Origin of the sequence: Ideonella sp. WA131b (assembly GCA_023657425.1) — a bacterium.
GTDB lineage: Bacteria > Pseudomonadota > Gammaproteobacteria > Burkholderiales > Burkholderiaceae_C > Rubrivivax.
This window is the reverse complement of the sequence record JAGTJW010000003.1, coordinates 41230-57566: the sequence shown is the minus strand read 5'-3', so window position 1 is coordinate 57566 and position 16337 is coordinate 41230. Positions and strand designations below refer to the sequence as shown.

Here is a 16337-nt window from a genome sequence, read left to right as displayed (position 1 = left end):
CGGCGGGCTCCGGCTTAGGGTGATGCCCCGAGAAAAGCCCCAAAACCTTCGCGATATAGTCGCGCGCCGCGGACGTTTCCGTCCTCGGCAGGCTCACGAGGCCTGTGACGTGTGGTCATGCCGCGCTGCGCTGAGTTGCGAGCAGGCGCCGGCTGGAGGATCGAGTGGATTTCGCCCAACAACAACGCAATCCGGGCCGACACACCATCGGCATCGGGATCGTGCTGGCCTTGCACTTGTTGCTGGGTTGGGCAGTGGTCAGCGGGCTCGCGCAGCGCGTCGTCGACGTCATCAAGGCGCCGATCGAAACCAAGATCATCGAAGAGACCAAGCCGCCGCCACCTCCGCCGCCAGAGAACCTGCCGCCGCCGCCGAAGTTCGCGCCGCCGCCGCCGTCCTTCGTGCCGCCGCCCGAGGTGGTGGTGAACCCGCCGCCCACGCCGGCACCCACGATCACGGTCACGCGCGAGGCGCCGCCCCCCGCGCCGGTGACCATCGCGCCGCCGGCGCCGGCTGCGCCGCCAGCGCCGCCTGCCGCGCCGCGCATGGCCGCACGGCCCGCCATCGCCAACGTGCAGGCCTGCGCGCCGCGCAACGAGGACTACCCCGCCGCCGCCGTGCGCGCCGAGGCCACCGGCACGACCAAGATCAGCTTCACCGTCGGTGCCGACGGCAAGCTGGCGTCGTCGCAGATCGTCCGATCGGCCGGCCCCTCGCGCGAGCACAAGATGCTGGACCGGCTGGCCTTGTCCAAGCTGAGCGAGTGCGCCTTCCGGCCCGGCAGCGACGAGAACGGCCGCGCTGTGGGCGGCAGCTTTGAAGTCGAGTATGTCTGGAAGCTGGACTGACCGCCCGGCTGCGTTCCGGCCGCGCCGGACCAAGCCCTCTTTCTGAACACCTTTCCCCCCTGGTGCCCGCCCGAGACCGGCGCACCTTTGTCAATGGAGTGACCATGTTTCTGACCCGTACGCGTGTGGCGCTGAGCGCGCTGTTCCTCGTCGCCTCGGCGGCGCTGCTCCCCGTGGCACCCGCCCATGCGCAGGCGGCTGCCGGCTCGGCACCGGCGGCGGCACCGGCAGCGCAGGCCGCCCCGGGCGCCGTGACGCAGGAAGCGGTTGAGAACCCGTTCGGCCTGAAGGGCATGTGGGCCGCCGCCGATCCCGTCAAGCGCGGCACGCTGGTCATCCTGATCGTGATGTCGATGTGGAGCTGGTACGTGATCTTTGTGAAGGTCGCCGAGACCCGCTCGATGCTCAAGAGCGCCAAGAAGTCCAGCGAGGACTTCTGGAAGGCCAGCTCGGTGAAGGCCGGCGTCGGCGCGCTCGAGGAAGGCAGCGCCTTCCGCTACCTGGCCGAGCAGGGCATCAAGGCAGCCGACCACCACGAGGGCACGATGGTCGAGTCCATCGACAAGCACACCTGGATCGGCATGTCGGTGGAGCGCGCCGTCAACAACATCCGCAGCCGGTTGTCGGACGGCATGGCGGTGCTGGCCACCGTGGGCTCCACCGCACCGTTCGTGGGCCTGTTCGGCACCACCTGGGGCATCTACGACGCGCTGGTGAAGATCGGCCTGTCGGGACAGGCCTCGATCGACAAGGTGGCCGGCCCCGTGGGCGCGGCGCTGATCCTCACGGCCGTGGGCCTGGCCGTCGCGGTGCCGGCGGTGATGGGCTACAACTGGCTGGTGCGCCGCAACAAGGCCGTGCTCGACGAGACCCTGGCCTTTGCCGGCGACCTGCAGAACGTTCTGCTGTCGGGCAAGCGCTGATCTCCCGCCCCCGCATCCTGACCCGCAGCAACGAGGTAGTGCCATGGCCATGCAGGTAGGCTCCGCCGGCGGCGACAGCGAGGAGCAGCTGAACAACACCATCAACACCACGCCCCTGGTGGACGTGATGCTGGTGCTGCTGATCATCTTCCTGATCACGGTGCCCGTGATCACGCAGACCATCAAGCTGGAACTGCCCAAGGAGCAGAACATCCCGTTGATGACGAAGCCGGAGAACATCGTCATCTCGGTCAACCGCGAGGGCGAGATCTACTGGGGTCTGCAGCGCATCCCCGACATCGAATCCCTGGTGGCGCAGCTCAAGATCGAGTCGATCAAGGAGCCGCAGCCCGAGGTCCACATCCGCGGCGACTTCGAGGCGCGCTACGAATCGGTGGGCCGCGTCATCGTGGCCTGCCAGCGGGCCGGCATCTTCAAGGTGGGCTTCATCACCGAGCCGCCCGCCGGCGCGGGCGGCTGAGCGTGGCCGCCCCCGCACACCCCGCAAGGAGCAAGACATGGGCATGAGCGTCGGCAACAGCGACGACAACGAGGATGTCATGGTCGACATCAACACCACGCCGCTGATCGACGTGATGCTGGTGTTGCTGATCATGTTCATCATCACGATCCCGATACAGACGCACGCGGTCAAGATGAACATGCCGGTGCCGAACAACGCGGCACCACCCCCGAAGCCGCCGGAGATCGTGCGCATCGACCTCGACTTCGACGGCACCATCGGCTGGAACGGCGAGATCATCCAGGCCGGCGACCGCGCCACCATCGAGCAGCGCCTGCTCGCCATCGCGCAGATGCCCGATCAGCCCGAAGTGCACCTGCGCCCGAACAAGCTCGTCACCTACAAACACGTGGCCATGATCATGGCGACCGCCCAGCGCCTGGGCGTGACGAAGATCGGCATCGTCGGCAACGAGCAGTTCCTGTAGGCGCAGCACCCTCGCCCCACCCCAAGCCCCGGGACCCTCGGAACCCGACCTCGACAGCGGGCTCCACCGCGGGTCTCGATCCTTTTTCAGCGATGCCGTTGCCGAGCACCATGAAACCCCTGCGAGTCCTCACCACGCTGGCCGCGGCCGCCCTGCTGACGCTGGGCGCGTCGTCCGTGTCCCATGCCCAGGGCGTGCGCGCCGAAGTCGGCAAACCGCTGCAGCAGGCCTCGGAGCTGCTGCGCGCCGGCAAGGCCCGCGAGGCCCTGGCCAAGGCCCGAGAGGCCGACGCCGTGGGCGGGAAGTCGCCCGCCGAGCAGTTGCTGATCGACCGCATGAAGGCTGCCGCCGCCCAGCGCGCGAACGACTTTCCCACCGCGATCGCCGCGCTCGAGGCCATCCACCCCCGGGTGTCGGGCGCCGAGGCCGGGCAGATCGCCGAACAGCTGGCCGCGGCCTACGCGCAGACGCGCAACAACGCCAAGGCCACCGAGTGGCTGAACAAGGCCACCGCGGCGGGCAACAACAGCGCCACGCTGCGCCAGCTGCAGCAGTTCCTGCTCAGCAACAGCGGTGACTTCAACGCCATCGCGCGCGACGCCGCCGCCGCCGTGCAGGCCGCCGAACAGGCCGGCCGCCGCCCCGCCGAGGACGACCTGCTGCGCCTGGCCGATGCGCAGAACCGCCTGGGCCAGACCAACGCCTACGTCGCCACGCTCGAGAAGCTGCTGCTGAGCTACCCCAAGAAGGATTACTGGAACGCCTACCTCGGCCGCCTCGCGCGCAAGACCGGCTTCTCGCAGCGCCTGGAACTCGACGTGCTGCGGCTGCGGCTGGCCAGCGGCACGCTGACCAAGACCGAGGAGTACATGGAAATGGCGCAGCTGTCGCTGCAGGCCGGGTTCCCGGCCGAGGCGCGCCGCATCGTCGAGCAGGGCTATGCCAACAAGCTGCTGGGCACCGGGCCCGAAGCCGGCCGCCACCAGCGGCTGAGGGATCTTGCGGTCAAGCAGGAGGCCGAGTCCAAGGCCAGCATCGGCAACCTCGCCGCCGAGGCCGGGCAGGCCAAGGACGGCGATGCCCTCGTGAAATGGGGCTACGCCTACGTCACCCTCGGCGAGTTCGACAAAGGCATCGCGCTCATCCAGCAGGGCCTGGCCATGCCGGGCCTGAAGCGCCCCGACGAGGCCCGGCTGCGCCTGGGCATGGCGCAGATCCAGTCGCCCAAGACCCGCAACGCCGGGATGCAGACGCTGCGCGCCGTGCGCGGCGCCGATGGCACGGCCGAGATCGCCCGCCTGTGGACGGCGGTGCACCCCTGATGAGGTCTGCTTCGCAGCCCCGCTGGCTGCACGCCGTGGGCGGCGGCGTGCACGCCATCGACACCGGCTTCCACCGCGACCACTTCGACGCCGCCTGGCTGGTGGTGCATGAGGGCCGTGCAGCTTTCATCGACACCGGCACGCACTTCGCGCTGCCGCGCCTGCTGGGCGCGCTCGAGGCCCTCGGCCTGGCGCCCGAGGCCGTGGACTGGGTGATCCCGACCCACGTGCACCTGGATCACGCCGGCGGCGCCGGCTCGCTGATGGCCGCGCTGCCCAACGCGACGATGCTCGTGCACCCGCGCGGCGAGCGCCACATGGTCGACCCCTCGGCGCTGTGGGCCGGCGCCACGGCGGTGTATGGCGAGGCCGAGATGGCGCGCAGCTACGGCCAGGTCACGCCCGTGCCGGCGCACCGCGTGCGCGCATCGCATGACGGCCAGGTGCTCGACTGGGCGGGCCGCGGCCTCGTGGTCGCCGACACGCCCGGCCACGCGCGCCACCACCAGTGCATCTGGGACCCGCTGACGCAGGGCTGGTTCACCGGCGACACCTTCGGCTTGAGCTACCGCGAGTTCGACACCGAAAACGGGGCCTGGATCGTGCCCACCTCGACGCCGGTGCAGTTCGAGCCCGAGGCGCTGCGCGGCTCGATCGAACGGCTGCTGGCGCAGGCGCCACGCGCCATGTACCTCACGCACTGCGGTTGCATCGGCGAGAACGGCGACGTGCCGCGGCTCGGGCGGCTGCTGCTCGGGCTGCTCGACGAGATGGTGGCCCTGGGCGAGAGCCAACGCGGCGAGGGCGACACCCTCGCCCGCCACGAGGCGCTCAAGCGCGGCCAGCTCGACATCTTCACGCGCAGCCTGCGCAGGCACGGCGTCGGCTTCACCGAGGCCCGCATCGCCGAGCTGCTGGCCATCGACCTCGAACTCAACGCCCAGGGCATGGCCGTGTGGCTGGACCGCCCGGCACGCGGCTGAGGGGCCCTCGCATGACGCACCGCGTGCACTTCGGCCTGCAGGGCCGCGTCGTCGTCGTCACCGGCGCCGCGCAGGGCATCGGCGAGGCCTGCGTGCGCCGGCTCGTTGCCGACGGCGCCGCCGTGGCGCTGTGGGACGTGGCCGACGGCCCGGGCCAGGCGCTGGTGGCCGAGCTCGCGGCCGGCGGCGCCGCCGTGGACTACCAGCACTGCAACGTCGCCGACAAGGCCGAGGTCGACGCCGCGCTGGCCGCCACCGTGGCGCGCTTCGGCCACGTCGACGGGCTCGTCAACAACGCCGGCATCTTCCGCGCTGCGCCCTTCCTCGACATCGCGGAGGCCGACTGGGACGCGGTGATCGCCGTCAACCTCAAGGGCAGCTTCCTCGTGGGCCAGGCCGTGGCGCGGCACATGGTGGCGCGCGGCGGCGTTCCCCAGGGCCAGGGCTGCGGCGCCATCGTCCACATGAGCAGCGTCAACGGCACGCTGGCCATCCCCAGCATCGCCAGCTACAACGCCAGCAAGGGCGCCATCAACCAGCTCACGCGCGTGATGGCGCTGGCACTCGCCGACCAGGGCGTGCGCGTCAACGCCGTGGCGCCGGGCACCATCGCCACCGAGCTGGCCCGCAGCGCGGTGCTCACCAGCGACGAGGCCAAGACGCGCATCCTCAGCCGCACGCCCATGAAGCGCCTGGGCGAGCCTTCCGAGATCGCCGACGTCTGCGCCTTCCTGCTGTCGGACGCCGCCAGCTACATGACCGGCGAGATCGTCGTCGTCGACGGCGGACGCATGACGCTGAACTACACCGTGCCGGTCTGAGCACCGCTTGAGCCTCGAAGCCTTCGCCGTCAGCACCGGCGTTGTCGCCCTTGGGGAGATGGGCGACAAGACGCAACTGCTGGCGCTGCTGCTGGTGGCGCGCTGGCGCCAGCCCTGGACCATCGCCGCCGGCATCCTGGTGGCCACGCTGGCCAACCATGCGGGAGCGGCCGCGCTCGGTACGCTGGTGACGCGCTGGCTGAGCCCCGAGCTGATGCGCTGGATCCTCGGCCTCAGCTTCATCGCCGTGGCGCTGTGGATGCTCAAGCCCGACGACGCGGGCGAAGAGGTCGAGGGCGCAGGCACCGGCCGCTGGGGCGTGTTCGGCCTGACCGTGATCGCTTTCTTCCTGGCCGAGATGGGCGACAAGACCCAGATCGCCACGGTGATGCTGGCGGCGCGCTTCGACGCGCCGGTGGTGGTGACCGCCGGCACCACGCTGGGCATGATGCTGGCCAACGCGCCGGCGCTGTGGTTGGGCGACGCGCTGCTCAAGCGCGTGCCCATCGCCTGGGTGCACCGCATCGCCGCGGTGGTGTTTCTCGGCCTGGGCGTGGCGGTGCTGCTGGGGCTGCCGGGATAATCCCTGGCCATGCGCATCCTCCACACCATGCTGCGGGTCGGCGACCTGCAACGCGCCGTCGACTTCTACACCCAGGTGCTCGGCATGACGCTGCTGCGCACCACGAAGCGGCCCGATCAGCAGTACGACCTCGCGTTCGTCGGCTACGGCAGCAACCCCGAGCACGCCGAGATCGAGCTCACCTACAACTACGGCGTCGAGCGCTACGAGCTCGGCACGGCCTACGGCCACATCGCCATCGGCGTGCGCGACGTGGCCGCCACCTGCGCCGGCCTGCGCGAGAAGGCCCAGGCCCTGGGCGGCGCCATCACGCGCGAGCCCGGGCCTGTGAAGGGCGGCAGCACCGTCATTGCCTTCATCACCGACCCCGACGGCTACAAGATCGAATTGATCGAGCGGCGAGCCGCCGCCTGATCGACGCGGGCCTTCGATGTACCTGCCGGCCCATTTCGCGCAGCACGACACCACGGCGCTGCACGCGCTGATGGCGACGCACCCGCTGGCCACGCTGGTGACGCCCTCGCCCGATGGCACGACGGCCGACCTGGTGCCGCTGCGCCTTCACATTGCAGACGAAAGCAGCACCGAACTTCGCGGCCACGTGGCCCGCGCCAACCCGCTGTGGCGCCATGCCGACGGCCACGCGGTGCTGGTGCTGTTCCACGGCCCGCAGGCCTACGTGACCCCGAGCTGGTACGCCAGCAAGCCGCGCCACGGCAAGGTGGTGCCGACCTGGAACTACACCGTGGTGCAGGCCCGCGGCACGCTGCACGCCGTGGACGACGCACCCTGGCTGCGCGAGCTGGTGGGCCTGCTCACCGACACCCACGAGGGCCCGCGCGCCCGGCCCTGGGCCGTGCACGACGCGCCCGACGACTATGTGCAGCAGATGCTCGGCGCCATCGTCGGCATCCGCATCGAGGTGGCCGAGCTGGTGGGCAAGTGGAAGGTCAGCCAGAACCGCGACGACGTCGACCGGGCGGGCGTGGCCGCGGGCCTGGCGGCCGACCCCGGGCAGGCCGAGATGGCCCACCTCGTGGCCGCGGGCGGTACGCCGCCGCGTTGATCGCCGCAGCGCCGCGGTCCACGACCTGCCGCGCCTTCAGCCTTGCCGCAGCGCCTGCGCCTCGCGCGCCAGCCGCGTGATGCGGGGCCAGTCGCCCTGCTCCACCGCATCGGCCGGGGTCAGCCACGAACCGCCGCAGACCTTGACGTTGGGCAGCGCCAGGAACTGCGGCGCCGTCTCGGGCGTGATGCCGCCGGTGGGGCAGAAGGCGATGTCCGGGAACGGCCCGGCCAGCGCCTTGAGCATCGGGATGCCGCCGGCCTGCACCGCCGGGAAGAACTTCAGGAAATCCAGGCCGTCGGCCATCGCGGCCATCACCTCGCTGCCGGTGGCCACGCCGGGCAGCAGCGGCAGACCGGCGGCCCGGCAAGCGGCGCCCAGCTCGGCGGTGTAGCCCGGGCTCACGGCGAACACGCTGCCGGCATCGCGCGCGGCCTGGGCGTCGGCCGGCAGCCGCAGCGTGCCAGCGCCCACCACGGCCTCGGGCACCGCGCGCGCAATGGCCTCGATCGCGGCCAGCGCCACCGGCGTGCGCAGCGTCACCTCCAGCACCTTGACGCCGCCTTCCACCAGCGCGCGCGCCAGCGGCACGGCCTGCTCCAGGCGCTGGATGACGATCACGGGGATCACGGGGCCGTGGCTGGCGAGGCTTCGGGTGTCGAGCATGGGGTTCACTTTCGGATCAAGCCACCGCCGCGGATCCGGCTGTGCCGGTCCGCCGGCGGGCGGCCCCCTCGGGGGGTAGCGAGCGTCAGCGAGCTTGGGGGCACGTCTAGAGCCAGGTGACGGCGCCTTCTTCGGCCGTCAGCACGTTGCGGCGCATGCCGGCAAAGAGATCGCGGCCCAGGTCGTGGGCGTAGGTCTCGATCCACTCGGCGCTGGGCTGCGCCTGCTGGCGGCGCGACCACTCCACTGCGTCCACCAGCGCCTGCAGCGTGCCGGCCTCGGCGTCGAGCCGGATGAGATCGCCGTCGCGCACCAGGCCCAGCGGCCCGCCGGCCAGCGCCTCGGGGCTGACGTGGATGGCCGCCGGCACCTTGCCGCTGGCGCCGCTCATGCGGCCGTCGGTGACCAGCGCGACGCGGAAGCCCTTGCCCTGCAGCACGCCCAGCGGCGGCGTCAGCTTGTGCAGCTCGGGCATGCCGTTGGCGCGCGGGCCCTGGAAACGCACGACGACGATCACGTCGCGCTCCAGCTCGCCCGCGGCAAAGGCAGCCTGCATGGCCTCCTGGCTGTCGAACACGCGAGCCGGCGCCTCGATGACGTGGCGGTCGTCGGGCACGGCCGAGATCTTGATGACGCTGCGGCCGAGGTTGCCCTCCAGCAGCTTGAGGCCACCGCTGGCCGAAAACGGCATGGCCGCCGTGCGCACGACGCTGCTGTCGCCGCTGTCGGCCGGCATCGGCAGCCAGCGCAAGCCGTTCGACGCCGCGTCGTGCAGCTCGGGCCGCGTCGTGAACGCGGCCATGCCGCCGGGCACCACCGTGGTGGCGTCGGCGTGCATGCCACCGCTGGACAGCAACTCGCGGATCACGAAGCCCGGGCCGCCCGCGGCCTGGAACTGGTTCACGTCGGCGCTGCCGTTGGGATACACCCGCGCCAGCAGCGGCGTGGCCGCGGAGAGCTCGGCGAAGTCGCTCCAGTCGATGAGGATGCCGGCCGCGCGCGCCACCGCGACCCAGTGGATGAGGTGGTTGGTGCTGCCGCCGGTGGCCAGCAGCGCGACCATGGCGTTGACGATGGCGCGCTCGTCGACCAGGCGGCCGATCGGCGTGTAGCGCGGCCCGTCGCGCACGATGCCCACGGCCGTGCGCACGGCCTCGCGCGTGAGCGCCTCGCGCAGGCCGTCGTGCGGGTGCACGAAGGCGGCGCCGGGCACGTGCAGGCCCATCGCCTCGAGCAGCATCTGGTTGCTGTTGGCGGTGCCGTAGAAGGTGCAGGTGCCGGGGCCGTGGTAGGCGGCGCTCTCGGCTTCGAGCAGCTTGTCGCGGCCCACGAGGCCCTGCGCGGCCTGCTCGCGCACCTTGGCCTTGTCGTTGTTGGACAGGCCGCTGCTCATCGGCCCCGCGGGCACGAAGACACAGGGCAGATGGCCGAAGTGGAGCGCGCCGATCAGCAGGCCCGGCACGATCTTGTCGCACACGCCCAGCAGCAGCGCCGCGTCGAACACGTCGTGCGTCAGCGCCACCGCGGTGGCCATGGCGATGGTGTCGCGGCTGAAGAGGCTCAGCTCCATGCCCGGCTGGCCCTGCGTGACGCCGTCGCACATGGCCGGCACGCCGCCGGCCACCTGCACCGTGGCGCCGAGGCGGCGCGCCTCTTCACGGATGACGTCGGGGAAGCGCTCGTAGGGCTGGTGGGCCGAGAGCATGTCGTTGTAGGCCGTCACCACCGCCAGGTGCGGGCCCTTGTGGGCCACGACGCGCAGCTTGTCGTTCTGCGGCATCGCGGCAAAGGCGTGGGCCACGTTGGCGCAGCCCATGCGTTCGCTGCCGGGTTTGCGGGCGGCCAGGCGGTCGATGCGCGCCAGGTAGGCGCTGCGCAGCGGCGCGCTGCGCTCGCGGATACGCGCGGTGACGCGCTGCACCACGGCCGACGGGGGAGCGGAGGGTGTAACCATGGGGTCCATTCTGAAGAAACCGAGTTACATCGTCAATGACGCAGACTCTCGCCCGCCGACTCGAGGGCGCGCATGTGCGGCCCCGCAGGCGCGCCTCTTGCAACAACCGATCCCATCGTGACGCCGCCCCTCGACCTGGCCCGCCTCACCGTCCGCGACCCCGGCGCCGCGCTGCAGACGCTGCGCCAGCAGTGGCGGGGCCATGCGCAGTGGTGGATCTTCGGCTACGCCTCGCTGATCTGGCGGCCGGAGTTCGACGCCGCCGAGCACCGCCCTGCCCTGGTGCACGGCTGGCACCGCGCGCTGCGCATGCGCTCGCGCGTGAACCGCGGCACGCCACAGCAGCCGGGCCTGGTGTTCGCGCTGCTGCCGGGCGGCGCCTGCCGCGGCGTCGTCTACCGCATGCGCCCCGAGAACGCCGAGGCCGAGCTCGAGAAGCTCTGGGACCGCGAGATGCCCACCGGCGTCTACGACCCGCGCCTGCTGCCCTGCCGCACGCCGCAAGGCCCAGTGGTGGCGCTGGCCTTCACGCTCAGCCGCCGCAGCGAGGCCTGCCTGCCGCGCCTGCCCGACCACGAGGTCTGCCACATCCTGCGCCACGCGCGCGGCCGCTACGGAACGACGATGGCGTACCTGGCCGAGACCGCCGCGGCGCTGCGTGAACGCGGCGTGCACGACCGCGAGATCGAGCGCTTGATGGCGCTGGCGCGGCGCGAGGGGCTGGCCTAGGACTTCGCGGCGGCCTGCGCCAGCGCCGCCAGATCGCCCGGCGTGTCGACGTCCTGCAGCACGCCGGGGTCGTCGAGCTCCACGCCCACGCCTGGGTAGCGCGCCACGATGCGGCGCGCGCCGTCGTCGCCGTCGAGCTGCACGAGCTCGGAGTACAGCTCGGCCGCAAAGCCCACCGGGTGGCCGCGACGCCCCTGGTGCTGCGCGAACACCACGATCTGCTGCGCCAGGCTCGCGGCCACGGCCTGCAAGGATGCAGGCCGCACCCGCGGCATGTCGGCCGGCAGCACCAGCCAGCCGGCGGAGGCGGAGCGCTCGGCCACGCCGGCGGCGATGCTGTAGCCCATGCCGCGCGCGGCCTCGCCGGCGCTCAGCACCAGGATGTCGCGGCGTGCGAGTTGCCGCGCCGCCAGCGGCGCCAGCTCGGCCGTCGTCACCACCAGGCAGGGCAGCTGCGAGGCCAGCGCCGCGCGCAGCGTGCACTCCAGCACCGTGCGGCCGTCCAGCGGCTGCTCGAGCTTGTGGCCCGGGCCGCCGGCGCCGAGAAAGCGGCTGCCGCGGCCCGCGGCGGGCACGATGAGGGTGGGGCGGGCGTTCATGCTGTTGTTGGCGCCGGCTGGCTCGCCTTGCGGGCGGGATGCCGGCGTCCTCCTTGGGGCTCAGGATGGCGACGCACCGCCGCCGCTTGAAGTGGGGGCTCCACCTAAGTCGTTTTCCGTAAGGGGATGCCCCGTGGCCCGCTTCCTATACTGGGCCGCATGAACATCGCCGACCTGCGCAAGAGCTACGAACGCGACGAGCTCGACGAAAACGCCTCCGCGGCCGACCCACTGCAGCAGTTCCGCACCTGGCTCGACCAGGCCCTGGCAGCCCAGCTGCCCGAGCCCAACGCCATGACACTGGCCACCGTGGGCGCCGACGGCCGGCCGTCGACGCGCGTGGTGCTGATCAAGGGCTGCGACGAGCGCGGCATCGTCTGGTACACCAACTACGACAGCCGCAAGGGCCGCGAGCTGGCGGCGCATCCTTTCGCCGCGCTGCAGTTCCACTGGGCGGAGCTCGAGCGCGTGGTGCGCATCGAGGGCCGGGTGGAGAAGGCCGGCGCGGACGAGTCCGACGCCTACTACGCCAGCCGCCCGCTCGACTCGCGCCTGGGCGCCTGGGCCTCGCCGCAGAGCCAGGTGATCGAGTCGCGCACGGTGCTCGTCACCGCCGCGGCCAAGGCAGCGCTGACCCACGGCCTGAACCCGCCGCGGCCGCCGCACTGGGGCGGCTACCGCCTCGTGCCCGACCGCTGGGAGTTCTGGCAGGGCCGCAAGAGCCGCCTGCACGACCGCCTGCGCTACCGCCTGGATGGCGGCGCCTGGGTGCGCGAGCGGCTCGCGCCCTGAACCCGCTGCATCACCAGCGCCACTGCACACCGGCCGACAGCGCCCGGCCCGGCGCCGGCGACAGGCCCCGCACCGTGGCCACCGCGGCCGCGTTGAAGGCCAGCTCGTCGGTGGCGTTGGCCAGCTTTGCGTACCAGCTCAGGCCCGGCAGCGCCGCCACGCGCCCGCGCAGCCACAGGTCCAGCACCGTGGCCGAGGGCGTGGCCGTGTCGGTGGCCGGCACGCGGCCCTGGCGGGCGGCGTGGCGGATGTCGGCGCCCACCGTGGTGGCGCCCAGCGTCCACGCGGCGCCGACGCGCAGGCGCAGCGGCGGCAGGCGCGGCAGCGGCTCCTTGCGGTCGAGGTCGTCGCCACGCACCAGATCCAGCGTGCTGCTCAGCTGCAGCGGCGAGCCGGCCAGCGAGAACGTTGTCGCGGCCTCGATCTCGGCACCCACGAGCCGCGCGCGCACGCCTTCGAAGCGGTACTCGGGCACCTCGATGTCGGGCTCGCCGGGTTCCTCTGCCGGCAGCGTGACCACGTCGCCGGTGTCGCGCAGCGCGATGTACCGGCTGAAGCGCGTCGAGAACACGTTGACCGCCAGCTTGTGGCCGGCACTGCGGAACGCGAGGCCGAATTCGACGTGGCGACTCGACTCCAGGCCGAGCGACGGGTCGCCGATCTCGTAAGCCGCGGTGGCCAGGTGCAGGCCGTCGGCATACAGCTCGTAGTAGGCCGGCGCACGTTGCGTGCGGCCCACCTGCCCCAGCGCCTGCCAGCCGCCGCCGAGTTCGACGCGCGCGCCGAGTGACAGGCTCGAGGGCGAGAAGCTGCGCGACTGCGCCGCGCCGAAGCGCGGCTCGGCGGCATCGGGCGCATCGCCGTTGGACGACACCGTCACGCGCTCGCTGCGCAGGCCGGCGCTGAAGGTGGTGGAGCCGAGCGTGAACTCCTCGAGCAGGAACACGGCGTTGCTCTTCGTCAGCGTGCCCGGCACGAAGGCCTCTTCGCCGAGCGCCGAGAAGTCTAGCTGCTCGGTCTGCACACCGAACACGCCTTCCAGCCCGGCCAGCGGCTTGTGGCGGACCTCGGCGCGCAGTTCGTCGCCCAGGCTCGAGAAGCGCGTGCCGACCTCGCCGCTGCCTTCGATCTCTTCGTGCGCGTAGCGCGTGCGCGAGGCCTTGAGCGAGACGCTGGCGAACGCCGAGAGAGGCCCCGGCAGCGCCCGCCACTCGCCCGCCAGTGCCACGCGCTCGCGCAGCATCCGGATCGTGACGTCGGGCTCGACGGTGACGCCGTAGTCGTGGTCCATGCGGTCCAGCGACAGGCCCAGGTAGCCGCTGCCCGACACCCAGGCCGCGCCCACGGCGCCGGCCCGGCTGTCAGACGCCGCGTTGCGCACGCGGGTGGCCGGTTCCAGCGGCTCGCCGTCGGCCACGGGCGTGAAGCGCGGCGTGCGCGGGTCGTCGGCCTTGCGCGACGCGACATCCACGTGCCAGGCCAGGCCGCCGGCGCCGCCCTCCAGCACCGCGGCACCACCGCGCTCGGACGCCGCGCCACCCAGACGCAGTTCGGCACGACCGGCCAGGCCGCTGAGGCGCTCGCGCGGGATGCGGTTGTCGATGGCGTTGACGACGCCACCCGTGGCGTTGCCGCCGTACAGCAGCGCCGCCGGGCCGCGCAGCACCTCGATGCGCTCGACCACCAGCGGGTCGATGGCCACGGCGTGGTCGAAGCTCAGGTTGCTGGCGTCGACGAGGCCGGCGCCGTTGTCGAGCAACCGGATGCGATCGCCGTCGAGCCCGCGGATCACCGGGCGGCTGGCGTTGGGGCCGAAGCCGCTGCCGGCCACGCCGGCCAGGCCGTCGAGCGTCTCGCCCAGCGTGCCGGCGCGGCGCAGCAGCAGGGCCTCACCGGTGAGCATGGCGGTGGGGCGGGCGGGGTCGGCGCGGCCCAGCGGGTTGGCGGTGATGACGACGGGCTCGGCGGTCTGGGCGGCTGCGGTCTGGGCGTTAGCAGACTGGACATACGCGGCCAGCGGGCCGCAAGCGGCGGCGGCCAGCGCGGCGGCCGCGGCCAGGCGCGAGCGCCGCGGGTTGAAGGCGGGGCGGTTCATGGGTCTTCCTTGTCGGGCACAGGGCAGGCCAGCACGCCTCGGGGCGCGCCAGGCAACGGGCAACACACGCCCGGGCGCGCAGGCGCCGGGGCATTCGCTCGTTCAGGCGCGCGGTGGCGCCCGGGCCTCGTAAGGGCGCCAGGGCGCCGCACCCCAGGTCAGCGTCGCCGCGGCAGGCAAGGCTTCCCAGCGGCCCGGCGGCACCGGGGTGGGCGCGCCGGCCGAAAGCACGGCTTCGGCAAGACCGGCCTGGTCGATCAGGCGGCACTGCACGTCGCCCTCATCGTGCTCGCCACCCACCGCGTGAGCGTGGTGGTCGTGGTGCTCATGGTGTTCGTGGTGGCCCAGGCCTTCTGCGCCCACGCGGTGCCCCAGCGCCAGCGCCTGGCCCAGGCCCCAGAGCAGCCCGAGCAGCACCCAGCCAGCGGCATGGCGCCGCAGGCGGGGGAACAAGGACTCTTCTTGCGAACGCATTCCCAACAGAGTAGCAGGCCCGTCAAGCCCGGCCCTCGCGCCGCAAGGCCCCAACCCCGGCGAGGGTGGGCACCCGCGGCAACGCGGCTACAGTCGCGCCCCCATGAACCTGCTGATGTTCGTGGGCGGCCTCGTGCTGCTGGTGCTGGGGGCCAACGCGCTCGTGCGCGGCGCGTCGAAGCTGGCCCTGTCCTTCGGCATCAGCCCGCTGGTGGTGGGCCTCACGATCGTCGCCTTCGGCACCAGCGCGCCTGAAGTGGCGGTGAGCGTCGGCGCGGTGCTCGACGGCAACGCCGACATCGCCATCGGCAACGTGGTGGGCAGCAACATCTTCAACGTGCTGTTCATCCTGGGCGTGAGTGCGCTGATCACGCCGCTGGTCGTGAACATCCAGCTCATCCGCCAGGAGGTGCCCATCATGCTGGGCGCGAGCCTGTTGCTGCTGGCGCTGGGGCTCGATGGCAAGCTGTCGTTCTTCGACGGCGGCGTGCTGTTCGTGCTGCTCGTGGCCTACACGGTTTTCCTCGTGGTGCAGTCGCGCCGCGAGACGCAGGCCGCGCAGGACGGACTCTCGGGCGAGGTGAAGCCCGCCGAGATCGGCGCCTGGGACAACAAGCTGCCGATGCAGCTGCTGCTCATCGTCGTGGGACTGGCGGCGCTGGTCTTCGGCTCGGAGTACCTGGTCACGGCGGCGGTGTCGTTCGCCAAGGCCATGGGCGTGAGCGATCTCGTCATCGGCCTCACCATCGTGGCCGCCGGCACCAGCATGCCGGAGGTCGCCACCAGCATCACCGCCGCCATCAAGGGCGAGCGCGACATCGCGGTGGGCAACGTCGTCGGCAGCAACACCTTCAACATCCTGGGGTGCCTGGGGCTCTCGGGCCTGGTGTCGGGCGACATGGGCCTGGCGATGGCGCCATCGCTGCTGGCCTTCGACATCTGGGTGATGCTGGCCGTGGCGCTGGCCTGCCTGCCGGTGTTCATGACCGGCCGCGAGATCGCGCGCTGGGAAGGCGGTGTGTTCGTCGCCTACTACGCGGCCTATGTGGCCTATCTCATCATGGCCGCGCAGCAGCATGCGGCGCTGCCGGCGTTCTCGGGCGTGATGATGGGCTTCGTGGTGCCGCTGACCATCGTGACGCTGGTGGTCACGCTCTTCGGCAAGCGTTCCTCAGCCTAGCGCTCAACCCTGAGGCTGCTCCGGCGGCGGCGGCGCCACGCTGGGCTCGCGCCGGTGCAGCGCCGCCTGCGCCAGCAGGTTGGCCGAGACCGGCGCGGTGACGAAGATGAAGAGCGCGATCAGCAGCTCCGCCACCGACCAGCGCCCCTGCGCGGCCCCGGCCGCCATGGCGGCCAGCAGCACACCACCCACGCCCAGCGTGGTGGCCTTGGTCGGCGCGTGCAGCCGCATGTAGAAGTCACGAAAGCGCACGAGGCCGATCGCGCCGATCAGCGCAAAGGCACCGCCCACCACCAGCAGCGCGCCGATCACGACCTGCCAGGCCAGCGGAAGTTGCACCAGGTTCGTCATG

The 16337-nt window shown here is 72.1% G+C and carries 19 protein-coding genes; 13 read left to right on the top strand and 6 right to left on the bottom strand.

The genetic code is table 11. The features are described from left to right. The first annotated feature begins 254 nt into the window (after nucleotides 1–254). The 10 genes from KA711_15305 (at nucleotide 255) to KA711_15260 (ending at nucleotide 7496) form a co-directional block, all read left to right on the top strand. Complete coding sequence (locus KA711_15305; protein MCM0610334.1) at nucleotides 255–848, top strand: TonB family protein; 594 nt, start codon at nucleotides 255–257, stop codon at nucleotides 846–848. Between the two features lie 104 nt (nucleotides 849–952). Next, a complete protein-coding gene (locus tag KA711_15300; protein ID MCM0610333.1) occupies nucleotides 953–1771 on the top strand; it encodes a MotA/TolQ/ExbB proton channel family protein in 819 nt (272 codons plus the stop codon). A gap of 43 nt (nucleotides 1772–1814) precedes the next feature. Next, nucleotides 1815–2252, top strand: coding sequence for a biopolymer transporter ExbD (locus tag KA711_15295; GenBank protein ID MCM0610332.1), 438 nt, complete (start codon nucleotides 1815–1817; stop codon nucleotides 2250–2252). Nucleotides 2253–2289: 37 nt separating this feature from the next. Beyond that, nucleotides 2290–2721, top strand: a complete 432-nt coding sequence (locus KA711_15290; protein MCM0610331.1) for a biopolymer transporter ExbD — start codon at nucleotides 2290–2292, stop codon at nucleotides 2719–2721. A 119-nt stretch (nucleotides 2722–2840) separates the two neighbouring features. Continuing rightward, nucleotides 2841–4043 (top strand): hypothetical protein, encoded by a 1203-nt coding sequence (locus tag KA711_15285; protein ID MCM0610330.1) that lies wholly within the window; start codon nucleotides 2841–2843, stop codon nucleotides 4041–4043. Further along, the gene (locus KA711_15280) at nucleotides 4043–5026 is read left to right on the top strand and encodes an MBL fold metallo-hydrolase (GenBank protein MCM0610329.1); all 984 of its coding nucleotides are present in this window, start codon (nucleotides 4043–4045) and stop codon (nucleotides 5024–5026) included. The genes KA711_15285 and KA711_15280 overlap by 1 nt, the downstream gene beginning before the upstream one ends. An 11-nt stretch (nucleotides 5027–5037) precedes the next feature. After that, a complete protein-coding gene (locus tag KA711_15275; protein MCM0610328.1) occupies nucleotides 5038–5847 on the top strand; it encodes an SDR family oxidoreductase in 810 nt (269 codons plus the stop codon). 7 nt (nucleotides 5848–5854) lie between these two features. Beyond that, entirely contained in the window at nucleotides 5855–6430 is a 576-nt protein-coding gene (locus tag KA711_15270) for a TMEM165/GDT1 family protein (GenBank protein ID MCM0610327.1), read from the top strand. Between the two features lie 9 nt (nucleotides 6431–6439). Further along, on the top strand, nucleotides 6440–6844 hold the full coding sequence (gene gloA, locus KA711_15265) for a lactoylglutathione lyase (protein MCM0610326.1): 405 nt from the start codon (nucleotides 6440–6442) through the stop codon (nucleotides 6842–6844). Nucleotides 6845–6860: 16 nt separating this feature from the next. Continuing rightward, on the top strand, nucleotides 6861–7496 hold the full coding sequence (locus KA711_15260) for an FMN-binding negative transcriptional regulator (protein MCM0610325.1): 636 nt from the start codon (nucleotides 6861–6863) through the stop codon (nucleotides 7494–7496). A gap of 36 nt (nucleotides 7497–7532) precedes the next feature. Here KA711_15260 and KA711_15255 read toward each other — a convergent pair whose 3' ends face one another. Continuing rightward, nucleotides 7533–8162 (bottom strand): bifunctional 4-hydroxy-2-oxoglutarate aldolase/2-dehydro-3-deoxy-phosphogluconate aldolase, encoded by a 630-nt coding sequence (locus KA711_15255; protein MCM0610324.1) that lies wholly within the window; start codon nucleotides 8160–8162, stop codon nucleotides 7533–7535. Between the two features lie 106 nt (nucleotides 8163–8268). Further along, nucleotides 8269–10116, bottom strand: a complete 1848-nt coding sequence (edd, locus tag KA711_15250; protein MCM0610323.1) for a phosphogluconate dehydratase — start codon at nucleotides 10114–10116, stop codon at nucleotides 8269–8271. Between the two features lie 72 nt (nucleotides 10117–10188). Here edd and KA711_15245 point away from each other — a divergent pair, with 72 nt between their 5' ends. After that, a complete protein-coding gene (locus KA711_15245) occupies nucleotides 10189–10845 on the top strand; it encodes a gamma-glutamylcyclotransferase (protein MCM0610322.1) in 657 nt (218 codons plus the stop codon). On the opposite strand, the gene KA711_15240 is transcribed toward KA711_15245, so the two are convergent. Continuing rightward, nucleotides 10842–11444 (bottom strand): nucleotidyltransferase family protein, encoded by a 603-nt coding sequence (locus tag KA711_15240; GenBank protein MCM0610321.1) that lies wholly within the window; start codon nucleotides 11442–11444, stop codon nucleotides 10842–10844. The genes KA711_15245 and KA711_15240 overlap by 4 nt on opposite strands. A gap of 159 nt (nucleotides 11445–11603) precedes the next feature. On the opposite strand from KA711_15240, the gene pdxH reads away from it, so the two are divergent. After that, nucleotides 11604–12236: a pyridoxamine 5'-phosphate oxidase gene (gene pdxH, locus KA711_15235; GenBank protein MCM0610320.1), complete on the top strand. Its 633-nt coding sequence runs from the start codon at nucleotides 11604–11606 to the stop codon at nucleotides 12234–12236. Nucleotides 12237–12246: 10 nt separating this feature from the next. Here pdxH and KA711_15230 read toward each other — a convergent pair whose 3' ends face one another. Both KA711_15230 and KA711_15225 read right to left on the bottom strand, forming a co-directional pair. Beyond that, entirely contained in the window at nucleotides 12247–14331 is a 2085-nt protein-coding gene (locus KA711_15230) for a TonB-dependent receptor (protein ID MCM0610319.1), read from the bottom strand. A 102-nt stretch (nucleotides 14332–14433) separates the two neighbouring features. Beyond that, nucleotides 14434–14784: a hypothetical protein gene (locus tag KA711_15225; protein ID MCM0610318.1), complete on the bottom strand. Its 351-nt coding sequence runs from the start codon at nucleotides 14782–14784 to the stop codon at nucleotides 14434–14436. A 124-nt stretch (nucleotides 14785–14908) separates the two neighbouring features. Here KA711_15225 and KA711_15220 point away from each other — a divergent pair, with 124 nt between their 5' ends. After that, on the top strand, nucleotides 14909–15985 hold the full coding sequence (locus KA711_15220) for a calcium/sodium antiporter (GenBank protein MCM0610317.1): 1077 nt from the start codon (nucleotides 14909–14911) through the stop codon (nucleotides 15983–15985). A 3-nt stretch (nucleotides 15986–15988) separates the two neighbouring features. On the opposite strand, the gene KA711_15215 is transcribed toward KA711_15220, so the two are convergent. Beyond that, nucleotides 15989–16324, bottom strand: coding sequence for a Na+/H+ antiporter subunit G (locus KA711_15215; protein ID MCM0610316.1), 336 nt, complete (start codon nucleotides 16322–16324; stop codon nucleotides 15989–15991). Nucleotides 16325–16337: the final 13 nt, after the last annotated feature.

Bases quoted from the DNA above. Each gene is read 5' to 3' on its own strand.
- KA711_15300 (MCM0610333.1), top strand. From the start codon at position 953: ATGTTTCTGACCCGTACGCGTGTGGCGCTGAGCGCGCTGTTCCTCGTC.
- KA711_15295 (MCM0610332.1), top strand. From the start codon at position 1,815: ATGGCCATGCAGGTAGGCTCCGCCGGCGGCGACAGCGAGGAGCAGCTG.
- KA711_15290 (MCM0610331.1), top strand. From the start codon at position 2,290: ATGGGCATGAGCGTCGGCAACAGCGACGACAACGAGGATGTCATGGTC.
- KA711_15280 (MCM0610329.1), top strand. From the start codon at position 4,043: ATGAGGTCTGCTTCGCAGCCCCGCTGGCTGCACGCCGTGGGCGGCGGC.
- KA711_15275 (MCM0610328.1), top strand. From the start codon at position 5,038: ATGACGCACCGCGTGCACTTCGGCCTGCAGGGCCGCGTCGTCGTCGTC.
- gloA (MCM0610326.1), top strand. From the start codon at position 6,440: ATGCGCATCCTCCACACCATGCTGCGGGTCGGCGACCTGCAACGCGCC.
- KA711_15260 (MCM0610325.1), top strand. From the start codon at position 6,861: ATGTACCTGCCGGCCCATTTCGCGCAGCACGACACCACGGCGCTGCAC.
- KA711_15255 (MCM0610324.1), bottom strand. From the start codon at position 8,162: ATGCTCGACACCCGAAGCCTCGCCAGCCACGGCCCCGTGATCCCCGTG.
- edd (MCM0610323.1), bottom strand. From the start codon at position 10,116: ATGGTTACACCCTCCGCTCCCCCGTCGGCCGTGGTGCAGCGCGTCACC.
- KA711_15245 (MCM0610322.1), top strand. From the start codon at position 10,189: ATGTGCGGCCCCGCAGGCGCGCCTCTTGCAACAACCGATCCCATCGTG.
- KA711_15240 (MCM0610321.1), bottom strand. From the start codon at position 11,444: ATGAACGCCCGCCCCACCCTCATCGTGCCCGCCGCGGGCCGCGGCAGC.
- pdxH (MCM0610320.1), top strand. From the start codon at position 11,604: ATGAACATCGCCGACCTGCGCAAGAGCTACGAACGCGACGAGCTCGAC.
- KA711_15230 (MCM0610319.1), bottom strand. From the start codon at position 14,331: ATGAACCGCCCCGCCTTCAACCCGCGGCGCTCGCGCCTGGCCGCGGCC.
- KA711_15220 (MCM0610317.1), top strand. From the start codon at position 14,909: ATGAACCTGCTGATGTTCGTGGGCGGCCTCGTGCTGCTGGTGCTGGGG.